At 60.2% G+C, this 19,324-nt stretch carries 17 protein-coding genes; 12 read left to right on the top strand and 5 right to left on the bottom strand.

Going from position 1 to position 19,324, the window contains the following annotated elements; genetic code table 11:
- Positions 1-7 precede the first annotated feature (7 nt).
- The gene (locus QQF33_RS01970) at positions 8-328 is read left to right on the top strand and encodes a YdbL family protein (RefSeq protein WP_285150420.1); all 321 of its coding nucleotides are present in this window, start codon (positions 8-10) and stop codon (positions 326-328) included.
- Here QQF33_RS01970 and feaR read toward each other — a convergent pair whose 3' ends face one another.
- Positions 329-1,237 carry a transcriptional regulator FeaR gene (feaR, locus tag QQF33_RS01965; RefSeq protein WP_285144566.1) on the bottom strand — a complete coding sequence of 303 codons (909 nt, stop codon included), beginning with the start codon at positions 1,235-1,237 and terminating at the stop codon, positions 329-331.
- 238 nt (positions 1,238-1,475) lie between these two features.
- Here feaR and QQF33_RS01960 point away from each other — a divergent pair, with 238 nt between their 5' ends.
- Positions 1,476-2,975: an aldehyde dehydrogenase family protein gene (locus QQF33_RS01960; RefSeq protein WP_285150421.1), complete on the top strand. Its 1,500-nt coding sequence runs from the start codon at positions 1,476-1,478 to the stop codon at positions 2,973-2,975.
- A gap of 90 nt (positions 2,976-3,065) precedes the next feature.
- Here the strand turns inward: QQF33_RS01960 and QQF33_RS01955 are convergent, their stop codons facing one another.
- The 4 genes from QQF33_RS01955 to paaZ all read right to left on the bottom strand — a co-directional run bounded on the left by QQF33_RS01955 (position 3,066) and on the right by paaZ (position 10,849).
- Entirely contained in the window at positions 3,066-4,172 is a 1,107-nt protein-coding gene (locus QQF33_RS01955) for a GGDEF domain-containing protein (RefSeq protein WP_285150422.1), read from the bottom strand.
- Between the two features lie 57 nt (positions 4,173-4,229).
- On the bottom strand, positions 4,230-6,206 hold the full coding sequence (locus tag QQF33_RS01950; RefSeq protein ID WP_285150423.1) for an alkyl/aryl-sulfatase: 1,977 nt from the start codon (positions 6,204-6,206) through the stop codon (positions 4,230-4,232).
- Positions 6,207-6,380: 174 nt separating this feature from the next.
- Positions 6,381-8,654: a primary-amine oxidase gene (tynA, locus tag QQF33_RS01945; RefSeq protein WP_285150424.1), complete on the bottom strand. Its 2,274-nt coding sequence runs from the start codon at positions 8,652-8,654 to the stop codon at positions 6,381-6,383.
- Between the two features lie 149 nt (positions 8,655-8,803).
- Positions 8,804-10,849 carry a phenylacetic acid degradation bifunctional protein PaaZ gene (paaZ, locus tag QQF33_RS01940; RefSeq protein ID WP_285150425.1) on the bottom strand — a complete coding sequence of 682 codons (2,046 nt, stop codon included), beginning with the start codon at positions 10,847-10,849 and terminating at the stop codon, positions 8,804-8,806.
- Positions 10,850-11,134: 285 nt separating this feature from the next.
- On the opposite strand from paaZ, the gene paaA reads away from it, so the two are divergent.
- The 10 genes from paaA to pcaF are packed head-to-tail and all read left to right on the top strand — an operon-like array spanning position 11,135 to position 19,305.
- Positions 11,135-12,064: a 1,2-phenylacetyl-CoA epoxidase subunit PaaA gene (paaA, locus tag QQF33_RS01935; RefSeq protein ID WP_285144558.1), complete on the top strand. Its 930-nt coding sequence runs from the start codon at positions 11,135-11,137 to the stop codon at positions 12,062-12,064.
- Between the two features lie 12 nt (positions 12,065-12,076).
- Positions 12,077-12,364, top strand: coding sequence for a 1,2-phenylacetyl-CoA epoxidase subunit PaaB (gene paaB, locus QQF33_RS01930; protein ID WP_282493153.1), 288 nt, complete (start codon positions 12,077-12,079; stop codon positions 12,362-12,364).
- A gap of 8 nt (positions 12,365-12,372) precedes the next feature.
- Positions 12,373-13,119, top strand: coding sequence for a 1,2-phenylacetyl-CoA epoxidase subunit PaaC (paaC, locus tag QQF33_RS01925; protein WP_282493152.1), 747 nt, complete (start codon positions 12,373-12,375; stop codon positions 13,117-13,119).
- 12 nt (positions 13,120-13,131) lie between these two features.
- Positions 13,132-13,629, top strand: coding sequence for a 1,2-phenylacetyl-CoA epoxidase subunit PaaD (gene paaD / locus QQF33_RS01920; protein ID WP_285150427.1), 498 nt, complete (start codon positions 13,132-13,134; stop codon positions 13,627-13,629).
- 7 nt (positions 13,630-13,636) lie between these two features.
- Positions 13,637-14,707: a 1,2-phenylacetyl-CoA epoxidase subunit PaaE gene (paaE, locus tag QQF33_RS01915; protein ID WP_285150428.1), complete on the top strand. Its 1,071-nt coding sequence runs from the start codon at positions 13,637-13,639 to the stop codon at positions 14,705-14,707.
- Entirely contained in the window at positions 14,704-15,471 is a 768-nt protein-coding gene (gene paaF, locus QQF33_RS01910) for a 2,3-dehydroadipyl-CoA hydratase PaaF (protein WP_285150429.1), read from the top strand. Before paaE ends, paaF begins: the two co-directional genes overlap by 4 nt.
- Entirely contained in the window at positions 15,471-16,259 is a 789-nt protein-coding gene (gene paaG / locus QQF33_RS01905; protein WP_285150501.1) for a 2-(1,2-epoxy-1,2-dihydrophenyl)acetyl-CoA isomerase PaaG, read from the top strand. Before paaF ends, paaG begins: the two co-directional genes overlap by 1 nt.
- A gap of 1 nt (position 16,260) precedes the next feature.
- On the top strand, positions 16,261-17,688 hold the full coding sequence (paaH, locus tag QQF33_RS01900) for a 3-hydroxyacyl-CoA dehydrogenase PaaH (RefSeq protein ID WP_285157290.1): 1,428 nt from the start codon (positions 16,261-16,263) through the stop codon (positions 17,686-17,688).
- Positions 17,678-18,100, top strand: coding sequence for a hydroxyphenylacetyl-CoA thioesterase PaaI (paaI, locus tag QQF33_RS01895; protein WP_282493147.1), 423 nt, complete (start codon positions 17,678-17,680; stop codon positions 18,098-18,100). The genes paaH and paaI overlap by 11 nt, the downstream gene beginning before the upstream one ends.
- Entirely contained in the window at positions 18,100-19,305 is a 1,206-nt protein-coding gene (pcaF, locus tag QQF33_RS01890) for a 3-oxoadipyl-CoA thiolase (RefSeq protein WP_285150432.1), read from the top strand. Before paaI ends, pcaF begins: the two co-directional genes overlap by 1 nt.
- Positions 19,306-19,324 lie beyond the last annotated feature (19 nt).

Here is a 19,324-nt window from a genome sequence, read left to right as displayed (position 1 = left end):
GGATGCCATGAAACGACTTCTTGCAATCGGTCTGCTGGTGTTAGGCGTAAGCGTTCAGGCGCAGGCGATCACCTTGAATGAAGCCCGCGCGCAGGGCTTGGTCGGCGAAACCTTGAGCGGCTACATAGCACCGCTACGCCAGGACAAACAGACGCTTGCGCTGGTGAACGAAATCAACGCCGCGCGCACGGAAAGCTATCAGAAACTGGCGGACAGCAATAACCTGCCGGTGGATGAGGTGGCGAAAATGGCCGGACAAAAACTGGTGGCCCGCGCGCAGCCGGGCGAATACGTGAAGGGCATTAACGGGAAGTGGCTGAAGAAGTGATCAGCGATAGCGCTTGCGGTACTCGCCTGGCGACACGCCGAAGCGCTGTTTGAACGCCGTCGAGAAGTGGCTATGGTCGGCAAAGCCCCAGCTGTAGCCAATCCCCGCCAGTTTTTCATCATCGCCTGTCGCGCGTAACACCTGCGCGCACAGGTCCAGCCGCCGGTTTTTGATGTACTGCGCCACCACCAGCCCTTTATCGGCAAACATGCGATACAGACTGCGCACCGACATTCCGCTCTCGGTGGCGATCCACTCCGGGCGCAGGGCTTCCGACTGGATGTGGGAGTCAATCAGCGACAGCACATTCTGGAACTGACGCTCTTTGCGCGGCGGCGCGGTTTCACGCTGCTGAAACGCCGGGCGCAGCAGACACACCATCGCCTCCAGCGCCGCTTCGCTCTCCATATCGCTCAACTGGGCGTTATCCATACTCTCCTGCAACAGCCGGTAGCTCAGCTGCACGGTCGGCAGGGTGCGCGACAGTTTGTGCGCGCAGCTCACCTCCTGAAAACGGCACTGCTGCTCCAGAATTTGACGCGGAAGTAACAGGGAAATCTGGCGCGATTTGTCGTGCCAGTAGATCGAGCAGGGGCGCGAGGCGTCGATCAGGGTAATGTCGCCCGCTTCGATCACAATCTGCTTATCGTCCTGCTCCAGGGTGGCGTTGCCTTCCAGCTGAAATACGGTGTAAAACCACGCGTCGTTGCTGGTTTTGATCTCCTGACGGGTGCGGAACAGGTTAACGCCCGCCGCGGTGACGGTGCTGAGTTTCAGACTTCTGGCGTAGCTGGTTTCCAGTTCGCCGAGGAACGGACCGGCCAGCGGACGCGCGGCAAAGCTGCCACACACCTGATTAATTTGCGCCAGCCACTGCTGATATTTTTCCTGCTCGCTTGCACACGCCATCTTTCATCTCGCTGCACTTAATGTTTTTGCATTGTTGCATTTGTGTTGCATTTTGTCAGAGGTCTGGGCTGACTATAGGAAAGAACACTCGCTGAGAATAGTGTTATAAGCCGGAATTATCGTGATTTGCGGGGGCTGTCACAGGTGGCAAAACGAATGTCACACAGATAAAAGCGCGTTTCGCAAACCCATCTTAGACTGCGTTGACACCCTGCGAATAATAATGAAGGAGCACCCCATGTCTGAGTCACAGACCGCTATTCTGCCGAGCGTGCAGCAGTTTTTAGACCGCCAACATGGCCTGTGGATTGAGGGCCGCCCGTCCGCGTCTGACAGCGAAAAGCGCCTGAACGTGTTCAATCCGGCAACGGGTGAAGTGATTGCCTCCACGGCTGATGCCAGCGTGAACGATGTGGATCGCGCGGTGATGTCCGGCTGGCGTGCCTTTGTCTCCCGCAGCTGGGCCGGAAAACTGCCCGCGGAACGTGAACGCATTTTGCTGCGCTTTGCCGATCTGGTGGAGCAGCACACGGAAGAACTCGCCCAACTCGAAACCCTGGAGCAGGGCAAATCGATCAATATCTCCCGCGCCTTTGAAGTGGGCTGCACTCTGAACTGGATGCGCTACACCGCCGGTTTAACCACCAAAATCGCCGGTAAAACTCTGGATCTGTCCATTCCGCTGCCGCAGGGCGCGCGCTATCAGGCGTGGACCCGCAAAGAGCCGGTCGGGGTGGTCGCCGGGATTGTGCCGTGGAACTTCCCGCTGATGATCGGCATGTGGAAAGTGATGCCGGCGCTGGCCGCCGGGTGTTCCATCGTGATCAAACCGTCGGAAACTACGCCGCTGACGCTGCTGCGGGTGGCGGAGCTGGCCTGCGAGGCGGGCGTGCCCGATGGCGTCTTTAACGTCGTCACCGGGAGCGGCGCGGTGTGTGGTGCGGCGCTGACCTCGCATCCGCATATCGCCAAAGTGAGCTTTACCGGCTCGACGGCGACGGGTAAGCAGATTGCGCGTGTTGCCGCCGATACCCTGACGGGCGTGACCCTGGAGCTGGGCGGTAAAAACCCGGCCATCGTGCTGAAAGATGCCGATCCGGCGTGGGTGGTGGAAGGGCTGATGACCGGCAGTTTCCTCAATCAGGGGCAGGTGTGCGCCGCCAGCTCGCGCATTTACATCGAAGCGCCGCTGTTCGACAACCTGGTGAGCCACTTCGAGCAGGCGGTGAAATCCCTGAGCGTCGGGCCGGGCATGTCGCCGACAGCGCACATCAACCCGCTGGTCTCCCGCGCCCACTGTGATAAAGTGCAGACTTTCCTCAACGAAGCGCAGTCCAGCCACGCTGAGCTGATTACCGGCAACAGCGGCCCGGATAAACAGGGCTATTACGTTGCGCCTACGCTGGTGGTGAACCCGGATGCCAGCCTGCGCCTGACCCGCGAAGAGGTGTTTGGCCCGGTGGTTAACCTGGTACGCGTGGCGGACGGGGAAGAGGCGTTGCAACTGGCGAACGATACTGAGTACGGCCTGACGGCCAGCGTCTGGACGCAGAACATCAGCAAAGCGCTGGAGTATACGGACCGACTGCAGGCTGGAACGGTGTGGGTGAACAGCCATACGCTGATCGACGCCAACCTGCCGTTTGGCGGCATGAAACAGTCCGGCACCGGGCGTGATTTCGGCCCGGACTGGCTGGATGGCTGGTGTGAAACCAAGTCGGTGTGCGTGCGGTACTAGTTTTTTTGCCGGATGGCGGCTTCGCCTTATCCGGCCTACGTTCAGGTTTTGTAGGTCGGGTAAGGCGAAGCCGCCACCCGACAAGACCGTTCACCGGGACCATTTGTTTCGTCCCGCTTCCTTCGCCCGATACAACGCCGCATCCGCCTGCGCCACCGTCTCGTCGGCGGTCAACCCCGCCGTCATTCCTGCAATCCCCTGACTTGCGGTGACGTATTCGCTCACCTTCGACGCCTTATGTGCAATCGCCGCCTGACGCAAATTCTCCTGAATGCGCTGCGCCACTTGTTCTGCCGCATCGGGCGGGCAATCGAAGAGGATCAATAAAAACTCCTCGCCGCCGTAGCGCGACACCACATCCTCCGGCGTGCGCACCGAGGCTTTCAGCGCCTGCGCGACCCGCACCAGGCACTCATCGCCCGCCTGATGCCCGTAGGCATCGTTGTAAAGCTTGAAATAATCCACATCCAGCATCAGAAGCGTGAAGGATTTCCCCTGATTCACCGCGCTCTCCAGCACGTTTTCCATCTCCCGCCGGTTGGCGGTTTCGGTCAGCGGGTCCTGATGTGCCAGGGCGTCGAGACGGGCGATCAGCAGTTGGTTTTGCTGGTTACGCTGCCAGGCTTCGTCGAACCAGCGCAGGAGAATAAAACGCCCGCAGACAAGGATCAGCGTAAAGACAATCCACACCGCCGCAAAACGCATGTTCAACCCGTGATTGAGCACCACGCTGGCGACCGGCAGGGTAAACCACAGGGGGAGCACGCAGGCGAGCAGTCCCACGGGATAGAAATAGAGCGCGGTGACGGCGGTCAGCAGCAGAATGGTGCACAGAGGCCAGGCGTGGGGAAGCTGCCAGTCCACGATAAACCAGTAGCAGCACAGGGCCCACAGCAGCCCCGAGGTGAACAGCACCAGGCTAATCCCGGTGATATGCCGCCAGCTCATGACAATCAGCGCCGCCGACAGGGCGATCACCCCGAGCATCGCCGCATCGACCAGGGATGAAATCGGCTGCCCGGTGACGTGGGCGGGGTCGAAATTGTGCACCAGCGTGTTACGCAGCAAAATCATCAGCGCAAAGCTGACGTGCACAAACGCCAGCCACGGCAAGTTGATGGTCAAACCGCGCGAGACCATCGCCTGGCGGGTCGGCCATGAGGTCAGTACAGAAGAGAGAGGGTGACGTTTTTCCATACATTCACTGTGTCAGATGAAGAAAAGCGGCAGGCGAGCAGCTCGTCTGCCGTAAAGTTACGGTGTCACAATATTGAACCAGAATTCAAACTTATCCATATAGCCCAGCATCTGATCGAGTTTAGCGCCGTCGCCGGTCACTTTCACGTCGCCGCTGTCCTGCGCCTGTTTCAGCGTCACTTCTTTGAGGATGATTTTATTCAGCGTGTCGCGGTTGAGGGAAATGGTGGTGTCCGCGTCTTTGGCTTCGGCATTGGCCGTGTGGTTGAGCACGCCGTTTTCCAGCTCGAGCTTATATTTTCCGCCGTCGCTGCCGAGATCGATGTTAAACACCGACTTCGCATCCCCGGCTTTTTCCCCGTTGATATGCACCGCCAGATAGTCGAAGAACATTTCTGGCGTCATGGCGCGCACGGTATCCGGGCTGGCGGTGTTCGGGGTTGGCAGTTTTTGCACGCCGTTACGCAGCTCCTGCGCGCCAGTCAGGTAGAAGTTACGCCACGGGCCAGATTCAGCCTGATAGCCGAGCTGTTCCAGCGCGTCAGCTTCCAGATTGCGCGCCGCCTGGTTATTCGGATCGGCAAACACCACTTTGCTCACCACCTGCGCCACCCAGCGATAGTTCCCCTGGTCAAAATCGGTTTTGGCCTTCTGCAAAATCGCATCGGCACCGCCCATATACTCGACAAATTTCTTCGCGCCTTCTTCCGGCGGCAGTTCGTCGAGCGTTGCCGGGTTGCCGTCAAACCAGCCGAGATAGAGCACGTAGGTGGCTTTCACGTCGTGGCTCACCGAGCCGTAATAGCCGCGGTTTGCCCAGGTGTGGGCCAGGGAATCCGGGAGCTTGAAGTTGGCGGCGATTTCGTCGCGCGTCAGCCCCTCGTTGGCCATGCGCAGGGTCTGGTCGTTGATGTAACGATAGAGGTCACGCTGGCTTTTCAGCAGCTTGACCACGTTGTCATTCCCCCACGTCGGCCAGTGGTGCTGGGCCATGATGATCTCGGCCTTATCACCCCAGCGCACAATCGCCTCGTTGATGTATTTCGACCACGGCAGCGGCTCGCGGATTTTGGCCCCGCGCAGGGAGTAGGTGTTGTGCAGGGTGTGGGTCACATCCTCAGCGGATTCGATCAGTTTTTTCTCTTCGATATACCACAGCATTTCCGACGGCGCTTCCGATCCCGGCGCCAGCATGAAGTCATAGGTCAGGCCGTCGATCACCTCTTTCTGGCCGTCTTTCTCAATGATATTGGTCGGCGCGATCAGCGTGACGTTCCCGGCAGAGGTGGTGGTTCCCAGCCCCGCGCCGACCTGACCTTTCGGATCCGGTTTCAGCAGATTGCCGTACATATAGCTGGCGCGGCGGCTCATCACGTTCCCGGCCATAATATTTTCCGCCACTGCGGCTTCCATAAACCCGGCGGGAGCATAAATTTTCACTTTCCCGGCTTTGACGTCGGCTTCATCAACGACGCCGCGCACGCCGCCGTAGTGGTCAACGTGACTGTGGGTATAAATCACCGCCACCACCGGTTTTTGGCCGCGATTTTTAAAATAGAGATCCATCCCGACTTTCGCTGTTTCAGCAGAGACCAGCGGATCGACAACGGTGACGCCTTCTTTACCCTCGATAATGGTCATGTTCGACAGGTCAAGGTTGCGGATCTGATACACACCGTCGGTGACTTCGAAGAGACCGCTGATATTAATCAGCTGCGCCTGACGCCATAAGCTCGGGTTGACGGTATCCGGCGCTTTGTCACCCTCTTTGATAAAGGCGTACTGCTGCGGATTCCAGACCACGTTCCCTTGTTCCCCTTTAATCACGTCCTGAGGAATGGGGGCGATAAAGCCTTTATGCGCATCGGTAAAATCAGTGTTGTCGTTAAACGGGAGCTGGCTGTAGAGTGCGTTATTAGCCTGTTGGGTGGAGGCAGTGGCGTCCTTAGGCGCTTCTGCCGCCAGGGCGTTCGGGCTGAAGGAAATAAACAGTCCCGCCAGCGCGAGGCTGGTGGCTATGGCGTTCAATCTCATTCTAAAACCTCTCAGAAGTAAGTACGACGTTGCGTGTGAAACTTCGTGTCCTGGCTGAAAAACGGTTCAAGAGATGAAAATAAAGCGGGGAGGCATGACTAACTATAATCGGGCTAACTCATTCGGCAAGTGGATGAAATAAAACAGGCCGGGGAGTGCCCGGCCTGCATCTGCTTACTTCTCGTCCTTCTTCTTGCCAAGCGTTGGCGTCTCGTCGAAGAAGTTCCACGGCTTGAGCAGGGTGTGTACCCACTCGGTCGGCATGATCGGCCACTCCTCGGCGCGCGCCACGTGGGTGGTGCCGGTGGTCATCCACACCACATCATCCTGATTATCAATCGATTCGTTATCCTTGCTGTACTTGCCCAGACCGCTGTCGTGGATCGAGCGGTTCGGGAATTTCCCTTCCGGGTAGAGCTCGTTCGGGTGGTAGCGCGTCACCCACAGCTGTTTATCCATAAAGCTCAGGCGGTGGTAAATCCACTCGTCCGGGGCGAATTTCGCGCCGGTGGCGACCGGATGAGTGCCGCCCGCGTAAGGGATAATCTGGTACGACACCGGGTTGCCCATGCGGTTCTCTTTGCTGGTGTTGCTCAGCAGACGAATGGTGCCTGGGTCAAACTTCTGCGCGGCCTGCTGTTCCGTATCAATGTTGTACTGATTGATCTGCATGGTACTGGTGCGCGGGCCACCGGCGGTGTTGGGTTTTACTTCCGGGTCCATCGCCACCAGACGGTTGTTGGTGCCATCCACGTCCATATCGAGACGGAAGTTGTAGATGTGCTGATGGGTGGTCCCGACGATGTTGTGGTCGATCAGGGTGCCGTATTTGGTATCGTCCTTGGCGCTCGGGTCGTGCATGGTTTTGGCCTGCACGCCTTTCACCGCTTCGATACCGGTCGCGCCCGCATCGATGCCAATGGTGCCATTTTCGTGGAAAATCCAGTCAAAGATGTAGTCGTAGTTGCCCACGGTGCTGATCCAGCGCACCACCAACTCGCGGCGCTCGGCGCTGACGTTCGGCTGGCCCATCTCCTGATGTTTATATTCCGGCCCGGCGTAGCGTTCAAAGACGGCAATCGCGCGCGGGATCTCCATCGGCGCACCGGTGTAATCCGGAATGGTTTCGTTGAGCATCACCGCATTCGACGGCGCATCTTTGCCGCGCACCAGCGGAGAGGTCAGGGTGCCCATGCCGTAGTCACCGGAATCGAGATAGGCCTTAAAGTACCAGCCGACGTCCGGGTCGCCGTACGGCACAATCATCCCGCCGAGCGATCCCTGATACATCACCTGGCGTTTTTTGCCGTTGTCGTTGTAGGTCACGGTGGAGATGATCGGCCCGACGCGAGAGTCGAGGCTCAGGTGAAAGTCCCAGTTCTGCCAGTGGATCATGTCCCCGGTGATGGTGTAGTTCTTGCCTTCCGGCTCGACGATCTCCAGCGGTTTTTTCACCGGAGCGATGCGGTCACGGCCATCATACGGACGGGCGAGCATCGGCACCGGCACCACTGGACCTTCCTCAATTTTGAGGATTTTTTTCTGCTCAAGATCGACCACCGCCACCAGGTTCTCAATCGGGTGCGCCCAGTAGTTGCCGTCGCCGGTGTCCAGATAGCTGACCACTTTCAGCAGGCGGTCTTCCTGTTTCAGGCCGTCTTTGCCGTCAAAATAGCCGACGGTCAGCGGGGTGCCGATCACTTTCTTCGGATCGGTCACGCCGTGCTTTTTCAGCGCTTCGGCGTATTCCGGGCTGGCCATAATAATCTGCTGCACGGAGGTGAAATCATCCAGCAGCACCATGCCGTGGGCATCGTTGACTGGCGTCCAGCTCACGACTTTTTTGTCTTTCAGATCCACCACGCTTTCAATCACGTGTTTGCCGTCGAGCATGGTGACGTTCGCCTGGCGCGGAGCGTCAACCGCCGTGCCGTTCAGCACAAAATCCCACACTTTGGCTTTGTCCGGCTCGGCCAGCGCGATCTGGGTGAAACGGGTATTGGGTTTGAAATCCGCCGAGGTTTTGACGATCTCGACGGCCTGTTTAATTTCGTCTGCGGTCAACGCGTTCAGCGGGTGCGGGCGTTTTTCCACCTGGAAGGTCTGATCAAGCCCCGACTGGAAGACATCGTTGATGAAGGTTTCGGAGATAAAGGCTTTTTTACCTTTCATCACCACCGGCACCTGCAGTGTGAGCGGCTTGCCGTTGACGATGGCGGTTTTCGCGCCCGGTTTAACCTTCACAAAAGCGCCGTCTTTGCTGAGGGTGAACATCTGGGCGTAATCATCCCACTGCACATCGGCGCCAAACTCGGCCAGGGTTTTGTCCATCGGGACCATATGCGCTTCGCCGCCGTGGGCGAAAACCGGTGACTGCCAGGAGCATAACAACGCGACTGCCATGGCCAGTGCCGTTTTACGGGCAGAAAAAGAAGAAGGGCTTCCCATCGTTGACCTCATCATTATTGTGTTATTAGTGTCGTGCAGCTTTATCCTGGCAGGAGCGGGCGCAAACTGTTTGCCTGCACCTGCCAGGTTATTTGTCACTCTTGCCAAATTAAAAACCGGGAAGGGACCTTCCCGGTAAAAAGAACGGATCAGTCGGTGAAATCGCCCTGCTGGCGAGCGACGAGCGTCAGAATGGAGTACAGCGCGACAGGCTGCTGGTGCTGGTTAAAGACCTCCACGGCCCACTCCACCACGCCGGTCGGTTTCTCTTCTGCCGTGCGCTGTTTCTTGAGGGTTTTGCGCTTGCAGGTCAGACGCACCTGGATGGTATCGCCCGGTTTCACCGGCTCGATAAAGCGCAGGTTTTCCATGCCGTAGTTGGCAATCACCGGCCCGACGCCCGCATCAACGAACAGACCCGCCGCCGCCGAAATCACAAAGTAACCGTGAACCACGCGCTCGCCGAAGATCGACTCCGCCGCGCCAATTTTGTCCATGTGGGCATAGAAATGATCCCCGCTCAGGCAGGCAAAATTGACGATATCTGTTTCGGTCAGGGTGCGACGCGGGGTCAGCAGGCTGTCGCCCGGCTGCAACTCTTCGAAGTATTTGCGGAACGGATGCACGCGGTCTTCCTGCACCTGCGCGCCGCGCACCCACTGCTGGCTGATGGCGGCCAGCATCGACGGGCTGCCCTGAATCGCCGTGCGTTGCAGATAGTGTTTCACCGCGCGCAGACCGCCCAGCTCTTCGCCGCCGCCCGCACGACCCGGCCCGCCGTGAACCAGCTGCGGCAGCGGGGAGCCGTGGCCGGTGGACTCTTTCGCCGACTCTTGGTTGAGGATCTGAATACGCCCGTGCGCCCGCGCCGCACCGGAAATAAACTGCCGGGCGATACGCGCATCCGCCGTCACCAGGGTTCCCGCCAGGCTACCTTCACCGGCGCGCGCCAGGGTCATGGCGTGTTCCGCGTCGCGATAGGGCATTAGCGTCGCAACCGGGCCGAAGGCTTCGGTGGCGTGAACGGCAGGGGACTCGTCCGGCTGCGGGCAGAACAGCAGCGTCGGCGGGAAGAACGCGCCTGCGGCCTGAAGACTGGCTTTGCCGCCGAGGCGGATCTGGCAGCCTGCGGCGACCAGCAGATCCACTTTTTCCTGCACATCGGCACGCTGTTCAGCATTCACCAGCGCGCCCATTTTGACGCCTTCCTGCGCCGGATCGCCGACCACCACTTTCTCGAGACGGGCGATCAGCGCCTGGCTGACCGCCTCAATCTGCCCCTGCGGGACGATGATGCGGCGGATGGCCGTACATTTTTGCCCGGCTTTGGCGGTCATCTCACGCACCACTTCGCGGATAAACAGCGCGAATTCCGGCTGCTCCGGCGTGACGTCTTCGCCCAGCACGCAGCAGTTTAGGGAGTCCGCTTCCATGGTGAACGGAATCGATTTGCCAACGATGTTCGGGTGCACGCGCAGCATCTGGCCGGTGGAGGCGGAGCCGGTAAAGGTCACCACGTCCTGACTGTCCAGATGGTTGAGCAGATCGCCCGCGCCGCCGCAGATCAGGCTGATCGCACCCTCCGGCACCAGGCCGCTGTCGATGATGGATTTCACCATCGCCTGCGTCACCTGCGCCGTGGCAGTCGCCGGTTTGATAATGGCAGGCATCCCGGCAAGCCAGGTCGGGGCCAGTTTCTCCAGCATTCCCCAGCACGGGAAGTTGAAAGCGTTGATATGCACCGCCACGCCGGATTTCGAGGTCAGCACGTGGCGCGCGGCAAATCCGCCTTCCTTCGACAGGGGTATCAGCTCGTCTTCCGGCCACAGGGTGTCGTCCGGCAGCTCGCGGCTGCCGAGGCTGGCGTAGGTAAACAGGGTGCCGATCCCGCCTTCGATATCCACCCAGCTGTCCGCGCGGGTCGCGCCGGTTTCTGCCGACAGGGCGTAAAACTGCTCTTTCTGACTCAGCAGATGTTTCGCGACCGCTTTCAGCATCGCCGCGCGTTCGATAAAGGTCATGGCGTGAAGTGATTCACCCCCGCGCTCGATGGCGAAGCGACGCGCCGCCGCCATATCCAGACCTTCGCTTGTGACTTCCCACAGGGCTTCGCCGCTGATGGCGTGATGAATGTGGCGCTCACGGCCCCGGCCAGACTGCCAGGTGCCGGACAAGAAGCTGGCTAACTGCTGCATCTCTCTTCTCCAAATGTTACGTAATTTCACTATAGATAGTTTGATTATGAATCATAAAAAGCAAGTGATGTTTTAATGATTTGTTAACAATGTGATCTTGTCGGATGAATCCGCAGGCGAGCAGCGCCCGCCATCAGCGGCCTGATGCAAAAGCCTTGCGAGCGACATCACAAAATAGACAAACACTCCTTGGGGTTATATTTAACCTTTGTGTAACTTTTAAGAAACGAAGTGATTCATCATTAAACGATGATTAGCGATTTAACGAATCATAAAGGTGACGACGTGACGGAAGAACAACGCTTTGAGCAGCGCATCGCACAGGAGACAGCCATCGAGCCGCAAGACTGGATGCCGGACGCCTACCGCAAAACTCTGATCCGCCAGATTGGTCAGCATGCGCACTCCGAAATTGTCGGCATGCTCCCGGAAGGCAACTGGATCACCCGCGCGCCAACCCTGCGCCGCAAAGCGATTCTGCTGGCGAAGGTGCAGGACGAGGCGGGGCACGGGCTGTATCTCTACAGCGCGGCGGAAACCCTGGGCTGCGCGCGGGAAGACATCTACCAGAAGATGCTCGACGGCAAGATGAAATACTCCTCGATCTTCAACTACCCGACCCTGAGCTGGGCCGACATCGGCGTGATTGGCTGGCTGGTAGACGGCGCGGCCATCGTTAACCAGGTGGCCCTGTGCCGCACCTCTTACGGGCCGTATGCCCGCGCGATGGTGAAAATCTGTAAAGAAGAGAGCTTCCATCAGCGCCAGGGTTTTGAAGCCTGCATGGCGCTGGCGCAGGGCAGCGAATCCCAGCGCCAGATGTTGCAGGATGCCATCAACCGTTTCTGGTGGCCGGCGCTGATGATGTTCGGCCCGAACGACGACAACTCCCCGAACAGCGCCCGCAGCCTGGCGTGGAAGATCAAACGTTTTGGCAACGACGAACTGCGCCAGCGCTTCGTCGACAACACCGTCTCGCAGGTCGAAATGCTCGGCATGACCGTCCCGGATGCGGATCTGCACTTCGACGAAGAGAGCGGTCACTACCGTTTCGGCGAAATCGACTGGCAGGAATTTGAAGAAGTGATTAACGGACGCGGGGTGTGCAACCACGAACGCCTCGCCGCAAAAAACAAAGCCTGGGAAGAAGGGGCGTGGGTGCGCGAAGCCGCACTGGCGCACGCAGAAAAACAACACGCCCGCACCGCCGCGTAAGAGGAAGTCAAGATGAGCAATGTCTACTGGCCGTTATATGAAGTGTTTGTCCGCAGCAAACAGGGGTTATCCCACCGTCACGTCGGCAGCCTGCACGCCGCCGATGACCGCATGGCGCTGGAAAACGCGCGCGATGCCTACACCCGCCGCAGCGAAGGCTGTTCGATCTGGGTGGTGAAGGCGAGCGAAATCGTCGCCTCGCAGCCGGAAGATCGCGGCGAGTTTTTCGACCCGGCGGAGAGCAAGGTCTACCGCCACCCGACGTTCTACACCATCCCCGATGGCATCGAGCACATGTGAGGATGGCGATGAAACCGACTACCCAATATGCCCTGCGTCTGGGCGATAACTGTCTGGTCCTCTCCCAGCGCCTCGGCGCGTGGTGCGGCCATGCGCCGGAGCTGGAGATCGACCTGGCGCTGGCCAATATCGGCCTCGATCTGCTCGGCCAGGCGCGCAATTTCTTAACCTACGCCGCCGAGCTGGAAGGTCAGGGCGACGAAGACACGCTGGCCTTTGGCCGCGACGAGCGCCAGTTCAGCAACCTGCTGCTGGTAGAACAGCCGAATGGCAACTTCGCCGACACCCTGGTGCGTCAGTATTTCATCGACGCCTGGCACGTGGCGCTCTTTACCCGTCTGACCCAAAGCCGCGACGCGCAAATTGCGGCGATTGCCGCGAAAGCGATCAAAGAGGCGCGCTACCACCTGCGCTTTAGCCGCGGCTGGCTGGAGCGTCTGGGTAACGGCACCGAGGTTTCGGCGCACAAAATGCAGCAGGCGATTGATTCCCTGTGGCGCTTCACCGCCGAACTGTTCGAGGCCGATGCGCTGGAGCAACAGCTGATCGCCGAAGGGATCGCCGTTGACCCGCGCGAGCTGCGCGCCGAGTGGGAAGCGGAAGTGTTCGCCGGTTTCGAGCAGGCCTGCCTGAGCGTTCCGCAAGAAGCGGCGTACCGCACCGGCGGCAAAAAAGGGCTGCACACCGAACATCTGGGGCCGATGCTGGCGGAGATGCAGTATCTCCAGCGCATGTATCCCGGCCAGCAGTGGTAACAGGAGGTCCCTATGCAACGTCTCGCTGAGATCGCCCCGGCGGAAATTCCGCAAATCTGGTCCCTGTTAAGCCAGATCCCGGACCCGGAAGTGCCGGTGCTCACCATCACCGATTTAGGCATGGTACGCAGCGTTTCGGCGCAGGCGGGCGGCTGGGTGATTGGCTTCACGCCTACGTACTCCGGCTGCCCGGCGACGGAGCATCTGCTGGGTGCCATTCGCGAGACGATGACCGCCCACGGGTTTACCCCGGTGCATATCGTCCTGCAGCTCGACCCGGCCTGGACCACCGACTGGATGACCGACGACGCCCGCGCAAGGCTGCGTGAATACGGCATCAGCCCGCCGGTCGGCCACAGCTGTCACGCCCACGCGCCTGCCGAAGTGACCTGCCCGCGCTGCGCGAGCACCAACACGTCGGTTATCAGTGAATTTGGTTCGACGGCCTGCAAAGCGCTCTATCGCTGCAACGCCTGCCGTGAACCTTTCGACTATTTCAAATGTATCTGAGGTTGCCATGACAACGTTTCATTCCTTAACGGTGGCAAAAGTGGAACCCGAAACCCGCGATGCGGTGACCATCACTTTCGCGATCCCACAGACTTTGCAGGACGCCTACCGTTTCCGCCCTGGCCAGCATCTGACGCTCAAGGCGCGGCTGGCGGGGGAAGAGTTACGCCGCTGCTATTCGATTTGCCGAAGCGTGACGCCGGGCGAAATCAGCGTGGCGGTAAAAGCCATCGACGGCGGGCGTTTCTCACGCTATGCCCGGGATGAGATCAAACAGGGCATGGCGCTGGAAGTGATGGTCCCGCAGGGCCACTTCGGCTATCAGCCGCAGGCCGAGCGCGCCGGGCGCTATCTGGCGATCGCTGCCGGGTCCGGCATTACGCCGATGCTGGCGATTGTCTCCAGTACGCTGCTGGTCGAGCCGCAGAGCCACTTCACCCTGATCTACGGCAACCGCAGCAGCCAGAGCATGATGTTCCGCCAGGCCCTGACGGATCTAAAAGATAAATACCCGCAGCGCCTGCAGCTGGTGAATATTTTCAGCCAGGAGACCCTCGACAGTGAGCTGCTGCACGGGCGTATCGACGGCGAAAAACTGCATCAGATGGGGAAAACCCTGATCGATTTCAGCCTGTTCGACGAAGCCTTTATCTGCGGCCCGTCGGCGATGATGGACGACGCCGAGCTGGCGCTGAAAGCGCTGGGGATGCCGGAGAAAACCATTCATCTGGAGCGCTTTAACACGCCGGGTAGCGCCGTGAAACGCGCCTCGACGGTGCAGGCTCAGGGGCAAAAAGTCACCGTGCGTCAGGACGGGCGCGATCGCGAAATCACGCTCACCGCCGACGACGAAAGCATTCTCGACGCGGCTCTGCGTCAGGGCGCGGATCTGCCGTATGCCTGCAAGGGCGGCGTGTGCGCCACCTGCAAATGCAAGGTGCTGCGCGGGAAAGTAGATATGGCGACCAACTACAGCCTCGAGCCGGACGAACTGGCCGCGGGATACGTGTTGAGCTGTCAGGCGCTCCCGCTGACCGCCGACGTGGTGGTCGATTTTGACGCGAAGGGGATGGCATGAGCGAGCTGATTGTCACCCGTCATGGCCGCGTGCTGCTCCTGACGCTCAATCGTTCGGCGGCGCGCAATGCCCTTAACAACGCGCTGCTCTCAGGCATCGCGGATGAGCTGGAAAGCGCGGCGCAGGACGGCGAAATCTCCGCCTGCGTAATTTACGGCAACGAGCGCTGCTTCGCTGCCGGAGCCGATCTCAACGAGATGGCGGAGAAAGATCTGCCCGCCACTCTGAACGATGTTCGCCCGCAGCTCTGGGCGCGCATCAACAACTTCAACAAGCCGCTGATCGCCGCCGTGAACGGCTATGCGCTCGGCGCTGGCTGCGAGCTGGCGCTGCTGTGCGACGTGGTGATCGCAGGCGATAACGCCCGTTTCGGTCTGCCGGAAATTACGCTCGGCATCATGCCGGGGGCGGGCGGGACCCAGCGTTTGATCCGCTGCGTCGGGAAATCTCTCGCCAGCAAAATGGTGCTGACGGGCGAAAGCATTACCGCCCAGCAGGCGCAGGCGGCGGGGCTGGTGAGCGACGTGTTCCCGTCGGCGCTGGTGCTGGAATATGCCCTGAAACAGGCCGCGCTGATGGCGCGCCACTCGCCGCTGGCACTGCAGGCCGCGAAACAGGCGCTGCGCCAGTCGCAGGAAGTGCCATTGCAGGCCGGGCTGGCGCAGGAGCGCCAGCTGTTTACGCTGCTCTCTGCCACGGAAGATCGCCGGGAAGGCATCGCCGCTTTCTTACAAAAACGCACCCCCGACTTTAAAGGACGCTAATTGTGGAATTTATTCTGAGTCATGTTGAGCAGGGCGTGATGACCATTACCCTGAACCGCCCGGAGCGTCTGAACAGCTTTAACGATGTGATGCACCAGCAGCTTGCCGAATGCCTGAAACAGGCTGAGCGGGACGACACCATCCGCTGTCTGCTGATCACCGGGGCCGGGCGCGGGTTCTGCGCCGGGCAGGATCTGAACGACCGTAACGTTGACCCGAACGGCCCTGCGCCGGATCTGGGCTACTCCGTGGAAACCTTCTACAACCCGCTGGTGCGTCGTCTGGCGAAACTACCGAAACCGGTGATTGCCGCCGTCAACGGCGTGGCCGCCGGAGCCGGCGCGACGCTGGCGCTGGGCTGCGACATGGTGATCGCCGCCCGTTCGGTGAACTTTATGATGGCCTTTAGCAAGCTGGGTCTGGTGCCTGACTGCGGCGGCACCTGGCTGCTGCCGCGCGTCGCCGGACGGGCGCGGGCGATGGGGCTGGCGCTGCTCGGCGATAAACTCAGCGCCGAACAGGCCCACGCCTGGGGGATGATCTGGCAGGTGGTCGATGACGAAGAGCTCTCCGCCACGGCGCAGAAACTGGCGACCCATTTTGCCTCTCAGCCGACCTTTGGTCTGGGTCTGATTAAGCAGGCGATGAACGCCGCTGAAACCAATACGCTGGACGAGCAGCTCGATCTGGAGCGCGATTACCAGCGCATGGCCGGTCGCAGCGACGACTACCGCGAGGGCGTCAGCGCGTTCCTCGCCAAACGCACGCCGAACTTCACGGGGAAATAAGATGACGATGAGAATTCACACCGTCGCAGTGATCGGCAGCGGCACCATGGGGGCCGGGATCGCCGAAGTGGCCGCCAGCAGCGGGCATCAGGTGCTGGTGTACGACATCGCCGCTGACGTGGTGGCCCGCGCCATCGACGGTATTCGCTCGCGACTGGACTCCCGCGTGGCGCGCGGAAAACTGACCGCCGAGGCCTGCGAGAAAATCGTCGCGCGTCTGCTCCCGGTCAACGATATTCATGCTCTCGCCGCCGCCGATCTGGTGATTGAAGCGGCCTCCGAGCGCCTTGAAGTCAAAAAAGCGCTGTTCAAACAGCTGGGCGAGATCTGCCCGCCGCAGACTTTACTTACCAGCAACACCTCGTCGATTTCGATCACCGCGGTGGCGGCCGACGTGCGCCATCCGGAGCGCGTCGCCGGGCTGCATTTCTTCAACCCGGCGCCGGTGATGAAACTGGTGGAAGTGGTAAGCGGGCTGGCGACCTCCACGGAAGTGGCGGATCTGCTGTGCGAGCTGGCGGTGAACTGGGGCAAACAGCCGGTGCGCTGCCAGTCCACGCCAGGGTTTATCGTCAACCGCGTCGCGCGTCCGTTCTACTCCGAAGCCTGGCGCGCGCTGGAAGAGAACGTCGCTCCGGCGCAGGACATTGACGCCGCCCTGCGCGAAGGGGGCGGTTTCCCGATGGGGCCGCTGGAACTGACGGATCTGATCGGTCAGGACGTCAACTTTGTCGTGACCTGTTCCGTGTTTAACGCCTTCTGGCAGGAGCGCCGTTTTCTGCCGTCGCTGGTCCAGCAGGAGCTGGTGCTCGGCGGTCGTTTCGGCAAAAAAACCGGGCAGGGGGTGTACGACTGGCACAGGGAACGTCCTGCCGCCCAGTGGCTTGCAGCCGTTGGCGCGACCTTTAGCCCGGTTATCGCGAATAAGAGAAGTGACGGTGTCACTGAATTAGATGATGTCTTGCTGGTAGAAACCACCGGTGAAACGGCGCAAAGCCTCGCTCTGCGCCATAACCGCCCGGTAGTGGTGGTCGACCGCATGGACGGCGACGCGGTGGTGATCGCCGCTGCGGCCGGTAATCCACACTCCGCCACCCAAAAAGCGATTTATCACCTGCAGCAGCAGGGAAAACGCGTCCTGCAGATCAGCGATTATCCCGGCCTGCTTCTCTGGCGAACCGTGGCGATGATCATCAACGAAGCGCTGGATGCCCTGCAAAAAGGGGTCGCCAGCGAACAGGATATCGACACCGCCATGCGCCTCGGCGTGAACTACCCGGTTGGGCCGATCGCCTGGGGTGAACGCCTCGGCTGGCAGCGCCTGCTGATCCTGCTGGAAAACCTGCAACGTCACTACGGCGAAGAACGTTATCGCCCCTGTTCCCTGCTGCGCCAGCGTGCGCTTCTGGAGAGTAGCTATGAGTCATAACGCCTGGCACAACGCCCGCACCATGTATGAAAACGACGCCTGCGCCCAGGCGCTGGGCATCGACATCGTCGAGATGGACGAGGGTTACGCAGTGGTGACGATGACCATCACCCCGCAGATGCTCAACGGCCATAAAACCTGCCACGGCGGACAGCTGTTTTCCCTGGCCGATACGGCGTTTGCCTACGCCTGCAACAGCCAGGGGTTGGCGGCGGTGGCCTCGGCCTGCACCATTGATTTTCTGCGTCCTGGCTTTGCCGGAGACAAGCTTACGGCCAGCGCCAGGGTAAAACACCAGGGCAAACTGACCGGCGTGTACGACATCGAAATAACTAACCAACAACAAAAAACAGTCGCCTTGTTCCGCGGTAAATCGCACCGCATTGGCGGCAGTGTGACAGGAGAAGCCTGATGCGTGATGCATTTATCTGTGATGGTGTTCGTACCCCGGTGGGGCGTTATGGCGGCGCATTGTCGGGCATGCGCGCCGACGATCTGGCAGCCGTGCCGCTGCGCGCGCTGCTGGCGCGTTATCCGCAACTGGATGCAGAACGTATTGACGATGTGATCTTCGGCTGTGCCAACCAGGCCGGGGAAGATAACCGCAACGTGGCGCGCATGGCGGCGCTGCTGGCTGGGTTCCCGCAGACGGTTTCTGGTACGACGATCAACCGTTTGTGCGGATCTGGACTTGATGCCGTCGGTTTTGCCGCTCGGGCGATTAAAGCGGGCGATGCGGATCTGCTGATCGCCGGTGGCGTGGAGTCCATGTCCCGCGCGCCGTTTGTGATGGGCAAAGCCACCACGCCGTTCCAGCGCCAGGCGGAGATGTTTGATACCACCATCGGCTGGCGTTTTGTGAATCCGCTCATGCATCAGCAATACGGAACTGACAGCATGCCCGAAACGGCAGAGAATGTAGCTGAATTGTTAAATATCAGCCGTGCCGATCAGGATGCCTTCGCGCTGCGCAGCCAGCAGCGGACGGCGATAGCCCAGCAGAACGGGATCCTGGCGCAGGAGATCGTGCCGGTGAGCGTGGCGGGCAAGAAGGGCGCCATCACGGAAGTGCTGATTGACGAACATCCGCGCGCCGACACCACCCTTGAACAGCTCTCCGCCCTGAAAACGCCGTTCCGTAAAAACGGCGTGGTGACGGCGGGGAACGCTTCCGGCGTCAACGACGGCGCGGCGGCGCTGATTATCGCCAGCCGTGAGATGGCCGAACAGCAGGGATTAACCCCGCGGGCACGCATTGTGGCGATGGCAAGCGCGGGCGTCGAGCCACGACTGATGGGGCTTGGCCCGGTTCCGGCAACACGCAAAGTGCTGGAGCGCGCGGGTCTGAGCATCAACGATATGGACGTGATTGAGCTGAATGAAGCTTTCGCGTCACAGGCACTGGGCGTGCTGCGCCAGCTCGGGTTAGCGGATAATGCCGCGCATGTAAACCCGAACGGCGGCGCGATCGCTCTGGGCCATCCGCTGGGGATGAGCGGGGCACGACTGGTGCTGGCGGCCAGCAATGAATTGCATCGACGCAACGGGCGCTACGCGCTTTGTACGATGTGCATCGGTGTGGGCCAGGGCATTGCCCTGATCCTGGAGCGTGTTTGAGCAAAACTACCTGCGAGTA

It is taken from the genome of Lelliottia wanjuensis, from assembly GCF_030238365.1.
GTDB lineage: Bacteria > Pseudomonadota > Gammaproteobacteria > Enterobacterales > Enterobacteriaceae > Enterobacter > Enterobacter wanjuensis.
The sequence above is the reverse complement of the archived record's forward strand: the minus strand, read 5'-3'. Positions and strand labels throughout refer to the sequence as shown.